Raw genomic sequence first — 19,049 nt, 5'->3', positions numbered from 1 at the left:
TTCACCGCGTCGCCCATCGCACCACCCCGGCCGCTCCGTCCACGCTCACCTGCATCCCCGAGGTGATCTGCTCGGTCGCACCGGACACTCCCACGACGGCCGGGATCCCGTACTCCCGGGCCACCACCGCGCCGTGACTGTTGGAGCCACCCATCTCCATCACCAGCCCGCCGGCGGTCAGGAACAGCGGCGTCCAGCCGGGATCGGTGGACGGCGCGACGAGGATCTCCCCCGGTTCTAGCCGGGCGCCGACCGGATCGGTGATGACGCGGGCGATCCCGGTCACCGTGCCGGCCGAGGCGGGCGAGCCGATCAACGTCCCCGGCTCGGGCCGGACCGAGGGCGTGGCGACCGCTTCCGGTTCGGTCCCGTCCGAGAGCACCACCCGGGGCACGTGCCGGCGGGTCAGCTCACGCTCGTAGCGCGCCCGACGCTGGGCCACCAGGGCCGGCAGATCCGGTGCCGTCGAGGCCCTTCGGAGCTCGTCGAAGTCGAGGAAGAAGACGTCGTCGGGGTCCTCGAGCCGGCCGGCGGCGGCCAGTTCGACGCCGATCCGGCCGAGCTCGGCCCGGGCCCGGGCGATCGCCGTGATCATCAGGAACTTGGGCATCTCCCGCAGGCCGGCCAGCTCCCGGGTCCGGCGCAGACCGAACGAGACCACCGCGCCGCGGATTCGGCCCCGCCGCCGGGCCCGGTCGACCAGCGTGCGGACCATCGCCTCGGCCTCCCGGGCGCCGGCCGTGAAGCGTTGCTCGGGGGTGGCTGCGGCGGGGTCCAGCCGCAGGTAGCCGGCCAGCACGCCGAACAGGTGGGCCGGGTCGTCGCGCCAGCGCGGCATGCCCAGGTCGATCTCGGCCACCGCGCGCTGCCCCCACCGGCGCAGGAACGCGGCCATCCCCTGCTGCAGCACCGGAGGCAGCGCGCCGGCCCGGTACCGGGCGGCCAGCGCGGCCGGGTCGGCCGTCGCCAGCAGCTCGGCGACGGCCCCATCGGCGCGCAGCCTCACCGCGAGATCCCAAAGCTCCAGATCCATCTCGGTGGTCACGTTGTGCGGCAAGCCCCGCAGCACGGTCTCCAGCTCACCCGCGGTGACCTGGCCGCGCAGCAGCCGCCAGACCAGGCCCAAGGTGGCGAATCCGGCGGCGGCCGCGGGCAGCAGGCGAGGGGCCAGGGGCACCGAGCGGTGCAACAGCTCGACCACGGCGTCGACCCGTTCGGCGACCGACGCGCCGGAGTCGGCCAGCGGCTGCGCCTGGATCCGGGCCAGGGACGCCTGGACCGACCGGTGCGCCGCGGCCGGCCGGATCAGCGCCCGGGCGGCGACCAGCGGGGCCCGGGTGCCGGCCAGCACGTGCGCCACGGTGCGCACGCCGACGCGGCCCGAGCCGGGCAGCACCGCGAAACGCGGATCGTCGAACAGCTGCCCGAAGACCACCGCGGACCGCGCCTCCATCACCGCGAGCATCCGGGGCGCGATCGCCCGGCCCACCCGGGACCGCACGGCCGGGGTGGCGTCCACGAAGATCCGCTCCGCGGCCACCGCGAAACCGGCCGGTCCATCGGTGATCCGGGCCGGCGGGTACCCGGCGACGGCCAGAAAGCCACTGCCGATCACCCGCACGGTGGCGATGCCCAGCGGGGTGATCGGCCGGTGCAGACCCTGGGCCAGGCTGACGCAGAAGTACGCCCGGAGCCCGTCCGGGTCGACCGGCCGGGCTCGGACCGGCACCGGGAACAGGGTGGTGATCGGCCGGGACTGGGTGAGCCACAACGTGTTCGAATGGTCGAACGCCCACTCGATGTCCTGCGGGGCGCCGAAGGCCCGCTCGACCCGATCCCCCAGCGCGGCCAGCTCCCGCACCTGGTCGTCACTGAGGCAGAACGGTCCGGCCCCGCCGGTCGAGCGCTGCCGGATCCGGCCGGTGGCCGTGTCCACCACGACGTGGTCGGGGTCGACGGTGCCCGAGACCACCGCCTCCCCCAGGCCGGGGGCGGCGTCCACCACGGCCTGCCGCCGGCGGCCGGTGATCGGGTCCGCGGTGAACAGCACGCCGGCCGCCCGCGCGTCGACCATCCGCTGGACCACGACCGCCAGCGCCAGGTCACCGTCGATGCCCTGGGTGGCGCGGTAGGCCACCGCCCGGTCCGTCCACAGCGAGGCCCAGCACCGGTGCACGGCGTCCAAGACCTGGTCGGCTCCCACGACGTTGAGGTAGGTGTCCTGCTGTCCGGCGAAGCTCGCGCCGGGCAGATCCTCGGCGGTCGCGGACGAGCGCACCGCGACGGGAACGTCGGATCCCAGCCGCGCGTAGGCATCTCGGACCGCGTCGGCCACCGCCCGGGGCATCGGCGCGGCCAGCACGGCCGCCCGGAGCGCCGCCGGACGCACCGGCCCACCGTCGGCGCCCCCGTCCGCCGGGTGCAGCGCGGGCAACCGGCCGGCGGTGGCCGACCGGTAGGCGGCCGTCGTCACGCAGAAGCCGTCGGGCACCCGGAACCCGGCGGCCAGCAGGTCGCCGAGATTGGCAGCCTTGCCGCCGACGTCGGCCAGCCGCGCCCCGGACAGGTCGGACAGGTCGAGCACGACGGAGGTGGTGGTCGTCATCGGATCCCTTGACTAATTCTACGGGTGTGGAGTTCTTTCCAGCATGGCACCACTGTCCGATTCGCGCAAGACCGATTCGCACCGGCAGCGGCGGATCGGGCACGCTCTGGCGTCATGACCGAGCGCACCGCCCGCCCGCCGGCCCTGTCCCTTGGAGTGCTGTCCCTGGAGCTGCCGGCCGGGGAACGCTGGTGGGGCGGCGCCGTGCCGGACGGCGGCGTCATGCCGTTCGGCGATCGGCCGCACCACCGCGATCTGGCGGTGAACGCGGGCCTGCTCGACGACCCGACCGGCGGGGCCAACCAGTCCGCTCCCCTGCTGCTGTCCAACCGCGGTCGTTACGTCTGGTCCGACCGGCCGTTCGCCTTCACCGTGACCGGCGGCCGGCTGCAGGTGCAGGGCCCCGATCTGGTGGTCGGACAGGGCGCGGAGCCGACCCTGGCCGCGGCCTTCCGGGCGGCGTCGGCGGCCCACTTCCCGCCCGCCGGCCGGGCCCCGGCCCGGGCGATGTTCACCGGTCCGCAGTACAACACCTGGATCGAGATGCCGTTCGCGCCCACCCAGCGCAAGGTGCTCGACTATGTCCGCGGCATGCTCGATGCCGGACTGCCGCCCGGTCCGGTGATGATCGACGACCTGTGGGCGCAGGACTACGGCAGCTGGCAGTTCGACCGGAGCGCCTTCCCCGACCCCACCGCGATGGTTGCCCAGCTGCACGACTGGGGCTGCCCGGTGCTGCTCTGGGTGGTCCCGTTCATCAGCCCGGACAGCCGCGCCTTCCGGGCGGTGCGGCCGCGCGGCCTGCTCATCCGGCGGCGGAGCGGCCGGATCGCCATCCGCGAGTGGTGGAACGGGTTCAGCGCGATGCTCGACCTGACCAACCCGGCGGCCGTGGACTGGTTGTGCGGGGAGCTGGACACGCTGCGCGACGAGCACGGCATCGACGGGTTCAAGTTCGACGCGGGCGACGTGCGCGACTACCGCAGCGACGACGTCACCCTCGGTGGAGCCGAGCCGGTCGACCTGTGCCAGGCCTGGGCCGAACTGGGACAGCGCTACGCCTACAACGAGTTCCGGGCCTGCTGGCGCTCCGGCGGTGCCCCGCTGGCCCAGCGGCTGCACGACAAGCCGGCCACCTGGGACGAGCGGGGGCTGGGCTCGCTCATCCCCGAGTCGATCGCCCAGGGCCTGATCGGCCATCCCTTCAGCTGCCCGGACATGATCGGCGGCGGCGATCTGTGGGGGGCCGAGGACGAGGTCGACCAGGAGCTGTTCGTCCGCTACGCCCAGGTCGCCGCGCTGCACCCGATGATGCAGTTCTCCCGGGCCCCCCAGCGCGTGCTCGACGCCGAGCACCTGGCCATCGTCCGGGCCGCCGTCGCCCTGCGCGAGCGGCTGCTGCCCGACCTGCTGGCCCTGGTCGACCACGCGGCCCGCACCGGCGAGCCGATCCTGCGGTCACTGGCCTGGCTGGATCCGGACGATCCCGGTCCGGCCGATCAGTTCCTGCTCGGTTCCGACCTGCTCGTCGCCCCGGTGCTCGAACCCGCGTCGCCGCATTCGGTTCCGACCCGCGGTCAGACCCGCAGCATCCGGCTGCCGCCGGGTCGTTGGCAGGCGCAATGGGACGGCGCCGATCGCACCGTGCTGGCCGGGCCGACCCGGATCACCGTGCCGGTGGACCTGAGCACGCTGCCCTGGTTCCGCCGGGTCTGACCGGCGCGCCGCGCATCATGGGCGGCATGCCCGAGGACCACCCGGCTGAAACCGCCCGGCCCCGCCGCAACCGGGTCGACCCGGAGGGCCGGATCGTGGCGATCGCCGCCCGCGGCGCCTGGACCGGCAATCGCGGCATCCTGCACCGGGGCACCGAGATCGTGCGGCCCTGGGCTGGGATCGCCTGGATCATCTGTGCGCTGGAGTTCCGCGGCCGGCGGATCCCGCAGTGGGCCCCCGGGCACTACACCCCGTTGTTCTTCACCGACGAGGCGGTCGCACTGGCCGCCGGCCACCGGCCGTGCGCCCTGTGCCGTCGGCCGGCCTTCCGAGCGTTCGTCGAGGCCGTGGACCCACCGGGCGCCCTCCGGGCGCCGAACCTGGACCGCCTGCTGCACGCCCAGCGACGGGTGCCCGCGGACGACCCGCAGCGGTCCGCGCGGGCCTGGCCCGAGCTGCCGGACGGCACCTTCGTCCGCTGGCCGGATCGCCCGGCCGTGCTGGTGGGTGACGCCCTGGTCGAGTGGGCGGGCGGAACCTATCGACGGGCCGTGCGCCGCCCGCACACCGGCCGGGCCGCCGTGCTGACCCCACCGGCCACCGTCACCGCCCTGGCCGCCGGGTACCCGGTGCAGATCGACGACGCCGCCCTGGTGCTGGCCGGCCGGGTCCCCTCGACGCGGACTCGGCCGCCGGCCCGGACCGGCGATTGACCGACCCGGCGACCGGGAACTCCGGACCCGGGCAGCGACCATGAAAGGCGGACCCGTGAGCAAGGGTGAGGGCAGTTTCGAACCGGGCGACGAGGTCTCCTGGCAGACCCACGGGACGACCACCCACGGCCGTGTCGAGAAGGTGATCACCAAGGACACCGAGGCCGCGGGCCGCACCGTGCGGGCGTCCGAGGACGATCCGCAGTACCTGGTCCGCAGCGACAAGTCGGGCCGGACGGCGGTCCACAAACCGGACGCGCTGGACGCCGACGAGAGCCAGGCCCGGTCATGACCGCGAACGCCGCCGGCGCCGCTCGTTCGGCCAAGGACTCGGCCGAGCAGGCCGGCGACCGCGCCGTCAACAGCCGGCCGTTCCGGATCCTGGTCACGGTCGGGCTGATCACCTACGGCATCGTGCACATCCTGGTCGGGTGGATCGCGCTGCAGATCGCCTGGGGCCTGGGCGGCGGGTCGGGCGAGGCCTCGCAGCAGGGGGCGCTGGCCGAGCTGGCCCAGCAGCCCGTCGGCGTGGTGATCCTGTGGCTGACCGTCCTCGGCCTGTTCGCGATGACGGCATGGCAGGCGGCCGAAGCGGCCTGGGGTCACCGGGACAGGCCGGAAGGATTCAAACGGATCCGCAAACGGCTGGCGTCGGTGGGGCGGGCACTGACCTACGCGGCCATCGCGCTGGCCGCCATCTCCGCCCTGCGCGGGGCGTCCCAGTCCGGCGATCAGAAGCAGGAGGGCTGGACGGCCCGGCTGCTCGGGATGCCGTTCGGTCGGATCCTGGTCGCCCTGGTGGGCGTGGTGATCATCGTCCTGGCGGTGCGCCAGGTGATCAAGGGCGTCAAACGCAAGTTCACCGAGGATCTGTCCGGCGGCGTGTCCGCCGGGGTGCAGCGGCTCGGCCAGATCGGTTACATCAGCAAGGGGGTCGCGATGGTCGTCATCGGCGGCCTGTTCGGCTGGGCGGCCCTGACCTACGACGCCAGCAAGGCCGGCGGCCTGGACGATGCCCTGCGCACCATCAATTCCGCGCCGCTGGGTTCGGTGCTGCTCACCGTGGTGGCCCTGGGTCTGGTCTGCTTCGGCGTCTTTTGCTTCTTCTGGGCTCGGCACCCGAAGATCGCGGCGAGCCCGAATACCGCCGACCGCTGAGCGTTCCGAGGGTGCCGCTGCGACGGCGCTGAGGGCATGACAAGCTATCCCGACGCGGCGGCGCCCGCCGCGCCGGGATCCCAGTCATGTCGAGGAGCACCGCCGTGAGTGAGAAGCACAAGTCGGCGCCGGCCAATCCGGAACGTCCGCCCAAGATCAAGAAGGCGGTCTACGAGGCCGAACTCCGACGCCTGCAGACCGAGCTGGTCACCATGCAGCAGTGGGTCCGGGAATCGGGCACCCGCATCGTCGCGATTTTCGAGGGCCGCGACGCCGCCGGCAAGGGCTCGGCGATCAAACGGATCACCGAATTCCTCAACCCGCGCACCGCCCGCATCGTGGCGCTGCCCGCGCCCACTGAACGGCAACGCACCCAGTGGTACTTCCAGCGCTACATCGAACACCTGCCGGCGGCCGGCGAGATCGTGCTAATGGACCGCTCCTGGTACAACCGGGCCGGTGTCGAACGGGTCATGGGCTTTTGCACCACCGATGAGTACCGGCGATTCCTGCACCAGGCGCCCATCTTCGAGCGGCTGCTGGTCGAGGACGGGATCCTGCTGTTCAAGTTCTGGTTCTCGGTCTCGGACGTGGAGCAGGAACGCCGTTTCCATTCCCGGCTGACCGACCCGATGCGCCGGTGGAAGCTGTCCCCGATGGACGTGCAGTCCATCAGCCGCTGGGAGGACTACTCCCGGGCCAAGGACGAGATGTTCATCCACACCGACATTCCCGAGGCGCCCTGGTACACCGTGGAGAGCGAGGACAAGAAGCGCTCCCGGATCAACGTGATCTCGCACATCCTGTCCCAGGTGCCTTACGAGCACCTGGAACCGGAGAAGGTCACCATCCCGGAGCGGCCGCCGTCGCGCACCTACGTCCGCCCGCCGCGGGAGGAATTCAAGTACGTCAAGGATCACGCGGCGTCGTTGGTCAAGCCGGCGATCTAGTCCGCCTGACCCAGGATCCGGGCGACCCGCTGGTTCGCCTCGTCCCGGATCCCGTCCTCGTCCAGGGTGGTCAGCCGGCCCTGCACCAGCAGGGGCCGGCCGGCGACCACCACGTCGGTGACGTCGGCGCCGCGCGCCCCGTAGGCCAGGTGGGCCACCGGGTCCGGCATCGGGGTGGCGTGCGCGGCGGTCACGTCCAGCAGCACCAGGTCGGCCGGCTCCCCGACCGCCAGGCGTCCGGACAACCGGCCACCGAAGGCCCGCGCGCCGCCCTGCGTCGCCATCCGCAGCGCGTCCGCCGCCCCGACCGCGGTCGGGTCCTGGGCCACCCCGCGGGCCACCAGTGCGGCCGTCTTGATCTCCTCGAACAGGTCGGCGGTGTTGTTGGAGGCCATCGAGTCGGTGCCCAGGCCGACGGTGACGCCCCGGGTCAGGTACTGCGGGACGGGCGCGATGCCGGCGCCGAGCTTGAGGTTGGAGACCGGGCAGTGCGCCACCGTGACCCCGCGGGCGGCCAGCCGGGCGGTGTCGTCATCGTCCGGATGCACCGCGTGCGCGATGTGCACCGGCCCGGCGAGCAGCCCGGTCCAGGCGGCCAGCTCGATCGGTGAGCAGCCGTGCCGCTCCCGGCTTTCGGCCAGCTCGCGGGCTGTTTCGGACAGGTGGATGTGCACGGCCAGATCGTGCCGGGCGGCCCGACCGGCGACGTCGGCCATCAGCTGCGCCCCGCAGGTGTAGGGCGCGTGCGGCCCGAAGGTGACCTGCACCAGCTCGTCCCCGGCGAACTCGGCGGCCAGCGCCGGGGTGCCGTCCAGCACCTGCGCCCCCGTCTGCGGGCTGGCCGCCGGGTAGGCGACGGCGTCGTAGCCGAAGACCGCGGTCGCGGCCAGCACGCGCAACCCGGCGTCGTGCACGTCGGCCAGCAAACCTGAATCCCACAGGTACATGTCGGCGAAGGCGACCGTGCCGGAGCGGATCATCTCGACCAGCGAGAGCCGCAGGCCGGCCCGGATGTCGGCCCGGGTCATCCGCACCTCGAACGCGCGGACCCGCTCGAGCCAGCGGTGCAGCGGCTCCTCGTTGCTGTAGCCGCGCAGCAGCGACATGCCGGCGTGGGTGTGCGCGTTGACCAGCCCGGGCAGCACCAGCCGCCCGGCCCCGACCAGGTCGCCCGGGCGGGCCGGGCCACGCACCGGGCCGAGGTAGCTGATCCGGCCGGTGACGCCCGACCAGGCCAGCTCGGCCTCGCGGTGCACAGTGGTCGGGTCGGCCACGATCGTCGCGCCGACCACCCGTCGTTCCTGACTCATCCGGGCATCTTCGCCCAGCCGGGTCGGTCCGCCGATCAGGCGGTGCCGACCGGCACCGACATGGCCTTCCACTCGTCCCAGCTCAGGCCCCAGATGTAGATGTCGCCGTCCATCGCGCTCAACTGCACGTTGGTGCCACTGACCTCGACCGGGTCGCCCCAGATCGCCGAGTTGTAGTAAGTCTCGGCGTCGGCCATGGACAGGTTCACGCAGCCGTGGGTGACGTTGCTGTTGCCCTGCGCGTCGGCGCTGGCCGGGTTGGCGTGGATGAACTCGCCGTTGTTGCTGATCCGGACCGTCCAGTGCTGCAGGCTGTTGGTATAGCCGTAGCGCGGGTTGTTCATCAGGTAGTCCTGGGCCTTCTCGGTCACCACATGGATGCCCGAGCGGGTCACCAGCTCCGGGTCGCCGTTGTCGCTGCCCCGGCCGAACGACGCCGGGTAGCTGGCCACGACCTGGTCGTTCTGCTTGACCACCAGCTCGTGCGAGTTCACGTCGGCGACGACCACCTGGTTGCGCCCGATGGTGAAGTCACTGGTGATGTCGGCCGCGCCGTAGGAGGTGTCGTCCAGCTTGACCCCGTACAGCTTGGCGTCGACGTGCACCTTGGTGCCGGCCGGCCAGTAGTCCTTGGTCCGGAAGTCCAGGGCCCAGCGGCTGTCGTCGTGCTTGACCCAGGCCCACGCCCCCTCGACCGCCGGGGTGGTGGTGATGGAGATCCGCTTGGCCACCGCCTCGCGGTCCTGCGGCTCGGCCCCGAAGCTCACGCTGATCGGGGCGGCCACGCCGACCTCGACGTTGTCCCCCGGGTTGATGGTGTTGCGGGTCTGGGTGTCGGCGCTGACCGTGTCCCAGGTGCCCTGGATCGGCACCTGCTTGCCGTCGGTGCCGGTGGCCGTTCCGGTGACCGTATAGGTCTTGCCGAAGCCCAGCGGCTCGGCGACCGTCCAGCTCTTGCGGTCGGCCGCGATCGTCGCGGCGACGACCTTGCCGTCCGGGTTGGTCATCGACACGTCGTCGATGGTGCCCTTGTCCACGACCAGGGTCAGCGGCTCGATCGGGGACAGCCCCTGCGTGCCGAACGCCGGGGTCGCGGCCACCGTGGCGACCGGCGGCACCTCGCGCGTGGTGCTGGCCTGGCTGGAGGAGGAGTCCGAGCTGGAGCTGGAGCCGGACACCCCGCCGGTGGCGCCGACGGTCGAGGTGACCGTCTCGGCCCCGAGCGTCCCGCTGCTACACGCCGACAGCACCAGCAGGCCGATCAACGCCATCACCAACGCGCCGATCGTCGTCCGCCGTGCAGGGTTCAACCTGGTCAAATTCGTCCACTCCCGGATTCCACGGGCAGGCACCTTCCCCCGCCACGGCAGCCGATCACGCACGGCTGCCCCCCAGGGTAACGATCAGCACGGTGCGTCCGGTGTGAAGCGCGCGCAGTGACCTTGGAGTCGGTCCTCACATCGGGACGGTTCGGGCTCGCCCGGCCCGGGCGACTAGCGCAGCAGCCGGCGCAGCACGACCAGGCCGACCAGGGCCCCGACCGCGATGAGCGAGTACTTGACCTTCGGCTCGGCCAGGGTGGCGGTCAGCGTCTGCCGGCCCTGATCGACGACGCGCTTGGGGTTGGCCCGGGTCGTCAGTTCGTCGACCGCGGCGGCCAAGGAGTCCCGCGCGCGTTCGATTTCCGCCTGGATGGTCTCCGCGTCGCGGACCACGGCGCCTCCCGTTCCTGCTCCGAAGGGTCTGGTGTCTGGCCGGCTGGGCCCGCGGGGCCGGAAGCGGTCCCGCGGGTGTTTACCCTAGCCGTATGACCAGTACCCAATTCGGCCCACCTGTCGCTACCGGCGATCCCGCGCCCGGGTTCACCCTGCCCGACGCCGACGGCAACCCGGTCTCGCTGTCCGATTTCGCCGGCCGGCCGGTCATCCTCTACTTCTATCCGGCCGCGATGACCCCCGGCTGCACCACCCAGGCCTGCGACTTCACCTCCGCCCGCGGGTCGTTCGACGGCGGCGGGTACACGGTGCTGGGCATCTCCCCCGACCAGCCGGACAAGCTGGCCCGGTTCCGCGAGAAGGAAGACCTCTCGATCGTCCTGCTCTCGGACGCCGACCGTTCGGTGATGAACGCCTACGGCGCCTACGGCGAGAAGAAGCAGTACGGCAAGACGGTCCAGGGCGTCATCCGGTCGACCTTCGTGATCGGCGCCGACGGGCGGATCGAGCAGGCCTGGCGCAACGTCAAGGCCACCGGCCATGTCGCCCGCGTGCTCAAGGAACTGGGTCTGGCAAGCTGACCCCGGCGATCCTGGGGCCGTAGCCCAATTGGCAGAGGCACACGGTTTAGGTCCGTGCCAGTGTGGGTTCGAGTCCCATCGGCCCTACGGGTGAGAACAAGAGCCACGTCGGCGACCGTGACGGTCACCGACGTGGCTCTTGCCGTCTGGCGACACGCGGCGCGAAGTACCACACCCGACGTCGCAGAACAAGGACGATGAACGAGCCGGCATCGCGAGCGGTGCCGGGGCCGCCAGGTGCCCCAGCCGGATGCTTGCGCCAGTCGTGCTAGCCAGTGGTTCTAGATGCTCTACAGAGGGGCGAGATCGATGAGTGGACCGGAGAACTCCAAGTCCGACAGCAGTGCCGAGCACACGGAATCCTCGGGAGGGGTGACCACGGTGTCGTCGGCGTACTCGGCCGCCTCGCCGTTCTCGGACGACTCCCCCGACAGCCCGTACGGGTCGTCCAAGTCGTCCGGCTCGGCCTGGAGCGGCAGCCCCTACGAGCCCCTGGACTCGGAGACCTCGCTCAACTCCTACCCGTCCGCCTACGGTGCCTCCGACACGGCCAGCCCCACCTACGTGCCGCCGCCGCCCTCGGCCACGGCCGACCGGGACGAGCGGGCCACCGGTGGCCGGCAGACCAAGCAGCGGGCCATCGCCGGCCTGTTCAGCGCTATCCTGGGCACCCTGCTCGTCGGGTCCGGCCTGTACCTGATCGGCGAGTTCGGCATGGGGATCTTCCAGGCCATGCTCAACGGCGGCGGGCAGCCCTCCGGCTGGGACATCACCTGGACCTCGGTCGGCGCTGCCCTGATCTTCGTCGCCGTGGTGCTCAACGGCTGGTCGCCGTGGGCGACCCTGATCCCGGGGGCTGTCCTGACCGCCGCCGGCATCTGGTCGCTGGCCTGGTACGACGGCGCCGACCGGGTCGCCAGCTTCCTCGATCAGCTCTTCGCCCGTCCGGAGATGGTCGTCTGGGGCATCACCGGCTGGCTGCTGGTGCTCGGCCTGGTGCTGCTCGGCGCCAGCTTCGCCGTCGTGATCTCCCGCGCCGCCGGCCGCCGCCGCCCGCTGGCCTGACCTCGACCGTCCGTCAGGACCGGCCCAGCAACTCCTGCAGGACCGGCAGCATCAACCGAATGGCCCGGCCGCGATGGGACAGTGCGTCCTTCTCGGCCGGGCTCAATTCGGCCGAGCTCCGGCCGTCACCGGCCGCGTCGCTCTCCTGCGGGACGAAGACCGGGTCGTAGCCGAACCCGTTGGTCCCCCGCCCGGCCCGGTCGATCCGCCCGCGCCACTCCCCCCGCACCACCTGCACCCGGCCGTCCGGGGTGGCCAGGGCCAGCGCGCAGACGAACGCCGCGCCCCGCCGCTCGTCCGGCACATCGGCCAGCTGACCCAGCAGCAACGCGGTATTGGCCGGGTCGTCGCCGTGCCGGCCCGACCAGCGCGCGGACAGCACGCCCGGCATCCCGTTGAGCGCATCCACCGCCAGCCCCGAGTCGTCGGCCAGCGCGATCTCGCCGGTCTCGGTGGCCGCCTGCCGCGCCTTGTCGGTCGCGTTCTCCTCGAAGGTGGCGCCGGTCTCCGGCAGCTCCGGGAACGGCGGCACGTCGGCCAGCCCGAGCACCTGCACATCGCCGCCCAGGATCCGGGCCAGCTCCCCCAGCTTCTTGGCGTTGCGGGTGGCCAGCACCACCCGGCTCATGCCGACCGGCCCGACGGCCCGGCCAGCGCGGCCCGCTGCATCTCGGTCAGCGTGGCGATCCCGGCCAGCGCGCTGTCCAGCATCGCGTCCAGGGTGGACCGGGAATAGGTGGCCCCCTCCGCGGTGCCCTGCACCTCGACCAGGGTGCCCACGTCGGTGGCGACCACGTTCATGTCCACCTCGGCCCGCGCGTCCTCCTCGTACGGCAGGTCCAGCCGGACCCGGCCGCCGACGACTCCCACCGAGACCGCCGCGATCTGGCAGGACAGCGGCTGCGGGTCGGCCAGCTGGCCACGTTCGCGCAGGTAGGCCACCGCGTCGGCGAGCGCGACATACGCGCCGGTGATGGCCGCGGTGCGGGTGCCGCCGTCGGCCTGCAGCACATCGCAGTCGACCGCGATGGTGTTCTCCCCCAGCGAGCGCAGGTCCAGGCAGGCCCGCAGCGACCGGCCGATCAGCCGGGAGATCTCGTGCGTGCGCCCGCCGACCCGGCCCTTGACCGATTCGCGGTCGCTGCGCTCGTGCGTGGCCGACGGCAACATCGCGTACTCCGCGGTCAGCCAGCCCAGGCCCGAACCCTTGCGCCAGCGCGGCACGCCGGTGGTCACCGACGCCGCGCACAGCACCTTGGTGCCACCGAACTCGACCAAGACCGACCCGGCCGGATGCTGCTGGAAACCCCGGGTGAAGGTCACGGGGCGAAGTTCGTGGTCGGCGCGGCCGTCTGCTCGGTTCATGCCCTGCAGGCTAGTTGGCCGCCGGGTGGGGCGAACGAACCCGGGTCAGACCGGGGCGCCGAGCTCGACCACGGAGCCGATCTCCGGGCCGAGGAACCGGCGGCCCAGCTTGGTGAACGGCGCCGGGTCCCCGGTGGCCAGGAACTCGTGCGGCGCGCTGGGCCGGGTGCCCGGGGCCAGCAGGTCCAGCTCGGTGAGCTTGCGGTAGACGTCCTTGGCGGTCTCGTCGGCGCTGGAGACCAGGGTGACCTGATCGCCCATCACCAGCGAGAGCGCCCCGGTCAGCAGCGGGTAGTGGGTGCAGCCCAGCACCAGGGTGTCCAGGTTGGTGCGCTGCAGCGGGCCCAGGTAGGCCTGGGCCAGGCCGATCACCTGGCGGCCGGAGGTGATGCCGCGTTCGACGAAGTCGACGAACGACGGGCAGGCCACGGCGTGCACCCGGACCCCCGGGTTGACGTCGAACGCGTCCTGGTAGGCACCGGAGGCGATCGTCGCGGAGGTGCCGATGACGCCGACCTCGCCGGTCCGGGTGGCCGCGATGGCCCGCCGCACGGCCGGCCGGATGACCTCGACCACCGGCACGTCGTACCGCTCGCGGGCGTCGGCCAGGCAGGCCGCCGAGGCGGTGTTGCAGGCGATGACCAGGATCTTCACACCGCTGTCGACCAATCGGTCACCGACGGCCAGGGCGTGCCGGCGGACCTCGGCGATCGGCAACGGGCCGTACGGCCCGTTCGCGGTGTCCCCGACGTAGCGGACCCGCTCGCCGGGCAGCTGATCGATGATCGCGCGGGCGACGGTCAGGCCGCCGACTCCGGAGTCGAAGATGCCGATCGGCGCGGTGTTGATCGACGCGGTATTGATCGAAGCGGCGTTGATCGAAGCGGCGTTGATCGAAGCGGCGTTGATCGAAGCGGTATTGACCGACCCGGGGACGAGGGACGCACTCACGCCCTCGACGCTACCGCCCGGCTCAGGCGGTGACCGCGCGGCGGCGGCCCGCGTCGGCCCGGCCGACCAGGAAGGCGGCCAGCAGGCCACCGAGCGCGCCGAACAGATGAGCCTGCCAGGACACGGTCTGGATGGAGGTGATGGCTGTGACATCCGACGCCGCCACCCGCACGATGCCGGTCCAGAACAGGCTGCCGTAGAGCACCAGCAGCACCAGGCCGAGCAGGATGTGCTGCCAGGTGCGGGTCCAGATGCCGCGCACGATCAGGAAGGTCAGCCAGCCGAAGACCACACCGGAGGCGCCGACGGTGACGCTGGCCGACGGCGCGACCAGCCAGACCCCGAGCCCGGAGACCAGCCAGACCAGCACGGTGACCGCGAAGAACTGGCGCAGGCCGCCGACGGTGATCAGCACGCCCATGACCACCAGCGGGATCAGGTTGGACCACAGGTGGGCCCAGGAGCCGTGGATGAACGGGGCGGCCAGCACCCCCCACAGGCCCGACCAGGTACGCGGCTCGATGCCGAACTGGTCGAGGCGGTAGTCCATCGCCCAGTTCACGACCTGCACGATCACCATCACCGCGGCCAGCGAGCCGACGACGATGATGGCGGTCTTCAGGTTCTCCGGCAGCACCGACTTCTTGGCCGGGGCCGCGGATCCGGACGGCGTGAGGCCGTACCCGGGCGGCGTGTACGAGCCGTAATCGGACGAGCCGAACTGCGACGGCGTGCTCATGACCTCGAGGCTACCGACGACACTCGCCGCCGGGGATCGGGGGAAAACCCTGAGCGCGCGCTCAGGCCCAGAGCTGGCCCTCCAGCCCGGTCGCGGCGAGCGCGTCGTCACCGGCGTCGTACACGCCAGTGGACAGGTACTTCCAGCCACCGTCACAGACCACGAAGGCGATGTCGGCCTCGATGCCGTCCCGGACGGCTCGGGCCGCGATGCCCAGCGCCGCGTGCAGGATCGCCCCGGTGGAGATGCCGGCGAAGATGCCCTCGACCTCCAGCAGCTCGCGGGTGCGGCGGACCGCGTCGTCGGGCCCGACCGAGAACCGGGAGGTCAGCACGGACGCGTCGTACAGCTCGGGCACGAAACCCTCGTCCAGGTTGCGCAGCCCGTAGACCAGCTCGCCGTACCGGGGTTCGGCGGCCACGATGCCGACGTCGGGCACCTTTTCCCGCAGGTAGCGACCCACTCCCATCAGCGTGCCGGTGGTGCCCAAGCCGGCCACGAAGTGGGTAATCGTCGGGAGGTCGGCCAGCAGCTCCGGGCCGGTCGTCTCGTAGTGCGCCCGCGCGTTGTCCGGGTTGCCGTACTGGTAGAGCATGACCCAGTCCGGGTGGTCGGCGGCCAGTTCCTTGGCCATCGCGACCGCGGCGTTGGAGCCGCCGGCGGCCGGCGAGGAGATGATCTGCGCTCCGTAGGCGCGCAGCAGCAGCCGGCGCTCCTCGGAGGTGTTCTCCGGCATCACGCAGATCAGCCGGTAGCCCTTGACCCGGCAGACCATGGCCAGCGAGATGCCGGTGTTGCCACTGGTCGGCTCGATGACCGTGCAGCCGGGCCGGAGCAGGCCGTCGGTCTCGGCCTTGGCCACCATCGCCAGCGCGGGCCGGTCCTTGATCGAACCGGTCGGATTGCGGTCTTCGAGCTTGGCCCACAGGCGGACCGACGGGGACGGCGACAACCGCGGCAGACCCACCAGAGGCGTGCCGCCGACCGCGTCGACCAGGCTCGAGTACCGCGTCATGACCTCGAACGACCGATCAGGACGCCCCGCCGGCGACGGTCGCCCGATTGTCGCCTCCGGCGACGGCGGGCAGAATCGTCACGTTGTCACCCTCGGCCACCGCGGTCTCCAGGCCACCGGTGAACCGCACGTCCTCGTCGTTGACGTAGATGTTGACGAACCGGTGCAGCGATCCGTTCTTGATCAGCCGATCGCCGAGGCCGGTGTACCGGCTGTCCAGGTCGGAGATCACCTCGGCCAGGGTGGCACCCTCGGCGGAGACGGTCTTCTCCCCCTTGGTGACCGGTCGCAGGATCGTCGGCACGGACACCGAAACGCTCATCGAAAGCTCCTCATAGCTGTCCTGCGCGTCCCCGCGCAGGCGTCGTTGTTCGACGTGACTGGGTCATTGTGACGGACATGTGCGCCCACTCGTGCAACGCCGAGTCAGGCCGAAATGATTTCCACCGGCTCCTCGGTCACCACGCCGTCGAGGATCCGGTAGGAACGGATCTCCTCGGTGTCCGGTTCCCGGGTGGAGACGAGCAGGTAGTGGGCCTGGGGCTCGCCGGCGTAGGCGATATCGGTGCGGCTCGGGTAGGCCTCGGTGCCGGTGTGCGAGTGATAGACGACGACGACCTCCTCGTCGGCGGCGTCCAGCTGGCGGTACAGCCGCAGCTGCTCGCCGGAGTCGAACCGGTAGAAGGTGGGCGACCGCTCGGCGTTGAGCATCCGGACCAGCCGGGTGGGGGTGTCGGCGCCGATCGGGCCGGCGATGATGCCGCAGGCCTCGTCGGGGTGATCGGCCCGGGCGTGGGCGACGATCTCGTCGATCATCGCGGCGGGAATACGCAGCACCCGAACAGCCTAATGGTCCGGGTCGGCGCCGCCGCCCCGATGGGTTGCGCTCAGGCGTCGAGCATGGCACTGACCAGCGAATCCTGGACCGCCGAGAGCCACCGGTAGGTCGCATACATGGCCGCCTGCGGGCTGTCCGGATCGTCGACACCCGGCGGCGGGCTGTCGTCCTCGGTGATCTGCAGCCGCACCCCCAGGGCCAGCCGGACGTCATTGAGCGCGGAACTCCACGCCGCGGCCGCGTCGTCGTCCAGGCGGACCGGTCCGCCGCCCCGGGGCAGGGTGTCCAGCAGCGCGACGGCGGCCGCATCCTTGGTGGCGATCAGCTCCGGCTCGTGCAACACCCGCAGGCCGGACGAGAGCTGCTCGTCCTGCGCGTGGAAGTCGGGCAGCAACCGGGCCACCGCCGGGTCCTGCGGTTTGCTGGCCGGGCCCATCGTCATCCCGGTGAGCTGGGCCAACGGGTCGCTGGGGGCCTCGGCCCGGCGCCCGGCGAGCAACTGCCGGACCTGATCGACCAGGTCGGCGATCAGCGTCGCCTCGGCCGGTTCGAAGGACGCGCTGTACTTGCCGAAGCGGCGGTGGAACGGGCGCATCAGCTCAGCTGTCCTTGGCCATGGTCGCCCACAGGCCGGCCGCCTGCAGTTTGGCGACGTCGGCCTCCATCTTTTCCCGCGGTCCGCTGGACACGGTGGCCCGACCCTTGTGGTGAACATCAAGCATCAGCGCCTCGGCCTTGGGCCGCGGATGGCCGAGCAGCTTCTGGAAGACCAGCGTGACGTAGGACATGAGATTGACCGGGTCGTTCCAGACGATGGTGACCCAGGGCGCCTCGGGGGTCGTCACGGTCTCGGTCGACCCGGTCTTCTCCGGGGCCGGAGCCGTCACCGCGCGCACTGCCGAAACCTTCACCACACCACCCACGAGTCCATTTTCGCACCGATCCGCGGCCCGGCCAACGCTCGACACCGGTGCGGGTCGCCGGGCCCGTCTGCATAGGCTCCTGTGATGGCCACCACCACTGGGTCGACCGCCCTGTTCACCGACCGGTACGAGCTGACCATGTTGTCCGCGTCCATCGCGGACGGCACGGCCGACCGGCACTGCGTCTTCGAAACCTTCGCCCGCCGGTTGCCCCCGGGGCGCCGCTACGGCGTGGTCGCCGGCGTCGGCCGGGTGCTGGACGCCCTGGCCGACTTCACCTTCGGCGAGTCCGAACTGGCCCAGCTGGAGCCGTTCCTGGACCCGCCGACCCTGGAGTACCTGGCCGCCTACCGGTTCACCGGCGACATCGACGGCTACCCCGAAGGCGAGCTGTTCTTCCCCGGTTCGCCGGTGATGACCGTCACCGGCACCTTCGGCAATGCCGTCATCCTGGAGACGCTGATCCTGTCGATCCTCAACCACGACTGCGCGATCGCCGCCGCGGCCGCCCGGATGGCCACCGCCGCCGGCGACCGCCCGCTCATCGAGATGGGCACCCGGCGCGCGCACGAGGAGGCGGCGGTCGCCGCGTCCCGCGCCGCCTGGCTGGCCGGGTTCTCGGCCACCTCGAACCTGGAGGCGGGCCGCCGGTACGGCATCCCGACCGCCGGCACCGCCGCGCACGCCTTCACCCTGCTGCACGACACCGAGGAGGCGGCGTTCGCCTCGCAGGTCGCCGCCCTGGGGGTGGGCACCACCCTGCTGGTGGACACCTACGACATCACCCAGGGCATCGAGACGGCGGTCAAGGTCGCCGGTCCCGACCTGGGCGCGGTCCGCATCGACTCCGGTGACCTGGCCGCGCTGACCCGGGCGGCCCGCCGCCAGCTCGATGAGCTCGGTGCCGCGAACACCAAGATCGTGCTCTCCGGCGACCTGGACGAGTACGCCATCGCCGCGCTGCGGGCCGACCCGGTCGACGTCTACGGCGTCGGCACCTCGCTGGTCACCGGATCCGGGGCGCCCACCGCCGGCATGGTCTACAAGCTCGTCGAGGTGGACGGCCGGCCGGTGGAAAAGCGCAGCAAGGACAAGGTCTCCCTGGGCGGCCGCAAGGCGGTGATCCGCCGGGCCAAGGACAGCGGCACCATCACCGAGGAGGTCATCTTCCGCGGCACCGCGGACGACGCCCGGGCGGCGGCCGGGCCGCACGACCGGATCGTGCCGGTGCCGCTGGTGCGCGCGGGCCGGCGGCTGGCCGACGGACCCGACCTGAGCGCCAGCCGGGACCACCTGCGCCACGCGCTGACCACCCTGCCGTGGGAGGGCCTGACCCTGTCCGAGGGCGAACCGGCCATCCCCAGCACCCAACTGACCCAGCCACCCGCCGCGAAAGACTGATCCC

At 72.0% G+C, this 19,049-nt stretch carries 21 protein-coding genes and 1 tRNA gene; 9 read left to right on the top strand and 13 right to left on the bottom strand.

The genetic code is table 11. The annotated features are described in order from the left end of the window. Position 1: 1 nt before the first annotated feature. Positions 2-2,605: a PEP/pyruvate-binding domain-containing protein gene (locus NAMU_RS08560; protein ID WP_015747006.1), complete on the bottom strand. Its 2,604-nt coding sequence runs from the start codon at positions 2,603-2,605 to the stop codon at positions 2-4. Between the two features lie 114 nt (positions 2,606-2,719). Between NAMU_RS08560 and NAMU_RS08555 the strand changes: the two genes are divergently transcribed. The 5 genes from NAMU_RS08555 to ppk2 all read left to right on the top strand — a co-directional run bounded on the left by NAMU_RS08555 (position 2,720) and on the right by ppk2 (position 7,142). Continuing rightward, entirely contained in the window at positions 2,720-4,321 is a 1,602-nt protein-coding gene (locus NAMU_RS08555) for a glycoside hydrolase family 31 protein (protein ID WP_015747005.1), read from the top strand. A 26-nt stretch (positions 4,322-4,347) separates the two neighbouring features. Continuing rightward, positions 4,348-5,034, top strand: coding sequence for a hypothetical protein (locus NAMU_RS08550; RefSeq protein ID WP_217180788.1), 687 nt, complete (start codon positions 4,348-4,350; stop codon positions 5,032-5,034). Positions 5,035-5,089: 55 nt separating this feature from the next. Beyond that, the gene (locus NAMU_RS08545; RefSeq protein ID WP_015747003.1) at positions 5,090-5,326 is read left to right on the top strand and encodes a hypervirulence associated TUDOR domain-containing protein; all 237 of its coding nucleotides are present in this window, start codon (positions 5,090-5,092) and stop codon (positions 5,324-5,326) included. Beyond that, on the top strand, positions 5,323-6,192 hold the full coding sequence (locus NAMU_RS08540) for a DUF1206 domain-containing protein (protein ID WP_015747002.1): 870 nt from the start codon (positions 5,323-5,325) through the stop codon (positions 6,190-6,192). The genes NAMU_RS08545 and NAMU_RS08540 overlap by 4 nt, the downstream gene beginning before the upstream one ends. Before the next feature lie 104 nt (positions 6,193-6,296). After that, positions 6,297-7,142: a polyphosphate kinase 2 gene (gene ppk2 / locus NAMU_RS08535; RefSeq protein ID WP_015747001.1), complete on the top strand. Its 846-nt coding sequence runs from the start codon at positions 6,297-6,299 to the stop codon at positions 7,140-7,142. Here ppk2 and NAMU_RS08530 read toward each other — a convergent pair. The 3 genes from NAMU_RS08530 to NAMU_RS08520 form a co-directional block, all read right to left on the bottom strand. Next, positions 7,139-8,452 carry an amidohydrolase gene (locus tag NAMU_RS08530; RefSeq protein ID WP_138180024.1) on the bottom strand — a complete coding sequence of 438 codons (1,314 nt, stop codon included), beginning with the start codon at positions 8,450-8,452 and terminating at the stop codon, positions 7,139-7,141. The genes ppk2 and NAMU_RS08530 overlap by 4 nt on opposite strands. Positions 8,453-8,487: 35 nt before the next feature. Then, on the bottom strand, positions 8,488-9,762 hold the full coding sequence (locus tag NAMU_RS08525; protein WP_245544873.1) for a L,D-transpeptidase: 1,275 nt from the start codon (positions 9,760-9,762) through the stop codon (positions 8,488-8,490). Between the two features lie 183 nt (positions 9,763-9,945). Continuing rightward, entirely contained in the window at positions 9,946-10,167 is a 222-nt protein-coding gene (locus NAMU_RS08520; RefSeq protein ID WP_015746998.1) for a DUF3618 domain-containing protein, read from the bottom strand. A gap of 92 nt (positions 10,168-10,259) precedes the next feature. On the opposite strand from NAMU_RS08520, the gene bcp reads away from it, so the two are divergent. From bcp to NAMU_RS08505, 3 genes are all read left to right on the top strand, one after another. Further along, positions 10,260-10,748 carry a thioredoxin-dependent thiol peroxidase gene (gene bcp / locus NAMU_RS08515; protein ID WP_015746997.1) on the top strand — a complete coding sequence of 163 codons (489 nt, stop codon included), beginning with the start codon at positions 10,260-10,262 and terminating at the stop codon, positions 10,746-10,748. 13 nt (positions 10,749-10,761) lie between these two features. Then, positions 10,762-10,835: transfer RNA gene (locus NAMU_RS08510), tRNA-Leu, on the top strand. A gap of 222 nt (positions 10,836-11,057) precedes the next feature. Further along, on the top strand, positions 11,058-11,813 hold the full coding sequence (locus tag NAMU_RS08505) for a hypothetical protein (protein ID WP_015746996.1): 756 nt from the start codon (positions 11,058-11,060) through the stop codon (positions 11,811-11,813). 13 nt (positions 11,814-11,826) lie between these two features. Here NAMU_RS08505 and rdgB read toward each other — a convergent pair whose 3' ends face one another. The 9 genes from rdgB to clpS form a co-directional block, all read right to left on the bottom strand. After that, positions 11,827-12,441, bottom strand: coding sequence for an RdgB/HAM1 family non-canonical purine NTP pyrophosphatase (gene rdgB, locus NAMU_RS08500; protein ID WP_015746995.1), 615 nt, complete (start codon positions 12,439-12,441; stop codon positions 11,827-11,829). After that, positions 12,438-13,178, bottom strand: a complete 741-nt coding sequence (gene rph / locus NAMU_RS08495) for a ribonuclease PH (protein ID WP_015746994.1) — start codon at positions 13,176-13,178, stop codon at positions 12,438-12,440. Before rph ends, rdgB begins: the two co-directional genes overlap by 4 nt. 45 nt (positions 13,179-13,223) lie before the next feature. Further along, positions 13,224-14,027: a glutamate racemase gene (murI, locus tag NAMU_RS08490; protein WP_138180647.1), complete on the bottom strand. Its 804-nt coding sequence runs from the start codon at positions 14,025-14,027 to the stop codon at positions 13,224-13,226. Positions 14,028-14,151: 124 nt separating this feature from the next. Next, the gene (locus NAMU_RS08485; RefSeq protein WP_015746992.1) at positions 14,152-14,868 is read right to left on the bottom strand and encodes a rhomboid family intramembrane serine protease; all 717 of its coding nucleotides are present in this window, start codon (positions 14,866-14,868) and stop codon (positions 14,152-14,154) included. A 61-nt stretch (positions 14,869-14,929) separates the two neighbouring features. Next, positions 14,930-15,883, bottom strand: coding sequence for a PLP-dependent cysteine synthase family protein (locus NAMU_RS08480; RefSeq protein ID WP_015746991.1), 954 nt, complete (start codon positions 15,881-15,883; stop codon positions 14,930-14,932). 16 nt (positions 15,884-15,899) lie between these two features. Next, the gene (locus NAMU_RS08475; RefSeq protein WP_015746990.1) at positions 15,900-16,205 is read right to left on the bottom strand and encodes a MoaD/ThiS family protein; all 306 of its coding nucleotides are present in this window, start codon (positions 16,203-16,205) and stop codon (positions 15,900-15,902) included. A 104-nt stretch (positions 16,206-16,309) separates the two neighbouring features. Next, on the bottom strand, positions 16,310-16,699 hold the full coding sequence (locus tag NAMU_RS08470) for a Mov34/MPN/PAD-1 family protein (RefSeq protein ID WP_174299019.1): 390 nt from the start codon (positions 16,697-16,699) through the stop codon (positions 16,310-16,312). A gap of 71 nt (positions 16,700-16,770) precedes the next feature. After that, positions 16,771-17,316, bottom strand: coding sequence for a DUF2017 domain-containing protein (locus tag NAMU_RS08465; RefSeq protein ID WP_015746988.1), 546 nt, complete (start codon positions 17,314-17,316; stop codon positions 16,771-16,773). Between the two features lie 4 nt (positions 17,317-17,320). Continuing rightward, positions 17,321-17,608 carry an ATP-dependent Clp protease adapter ClpS gene (gene clpS / locus NAMU_RS30890; RefSeq protein WP_041370127.1) on the bottom strand — a complete coding sequence of 96 codons (288 nt, stop codon included), beginning with the start codon at positions 17,606-17,608 and terminating at the stop codon, positions 17,321-17,323. 120 nt (positions 17,609-17,728) lie between these two features. Between clpS and NAMU_RS08455 the strand changes: the two genes are divergently transcribed. Further along, positions 17,729-19,045 (top strand): nicotinate phosphoribosyltransferase, encoded by a 1,317-nt coding sequence (locus NAMU_RS08455; RefSeq protein ID WP_015746986.1) that lies wholly within the window; start codon positions 17,729-17,731, stop codon positions 19,043-19,045. Positions 19,046-19,049: the final 4 nt, after the last annotated feature.

The organism is Nakamurella multipartita DSM 44233, from assembly GCF_000024365.1.
Lineage (GTDB): Bacteria > Actinomycetota > Actinomycetes > Mycobacteriales > Nakamurellaceae > Nakamurella > Nakamurella multipartita.
The sequence above is the reverse complement of the archived record's forward strand: the minus strand, read 5'-3'. Positions and strand labels throughout refer to the sequence as shown.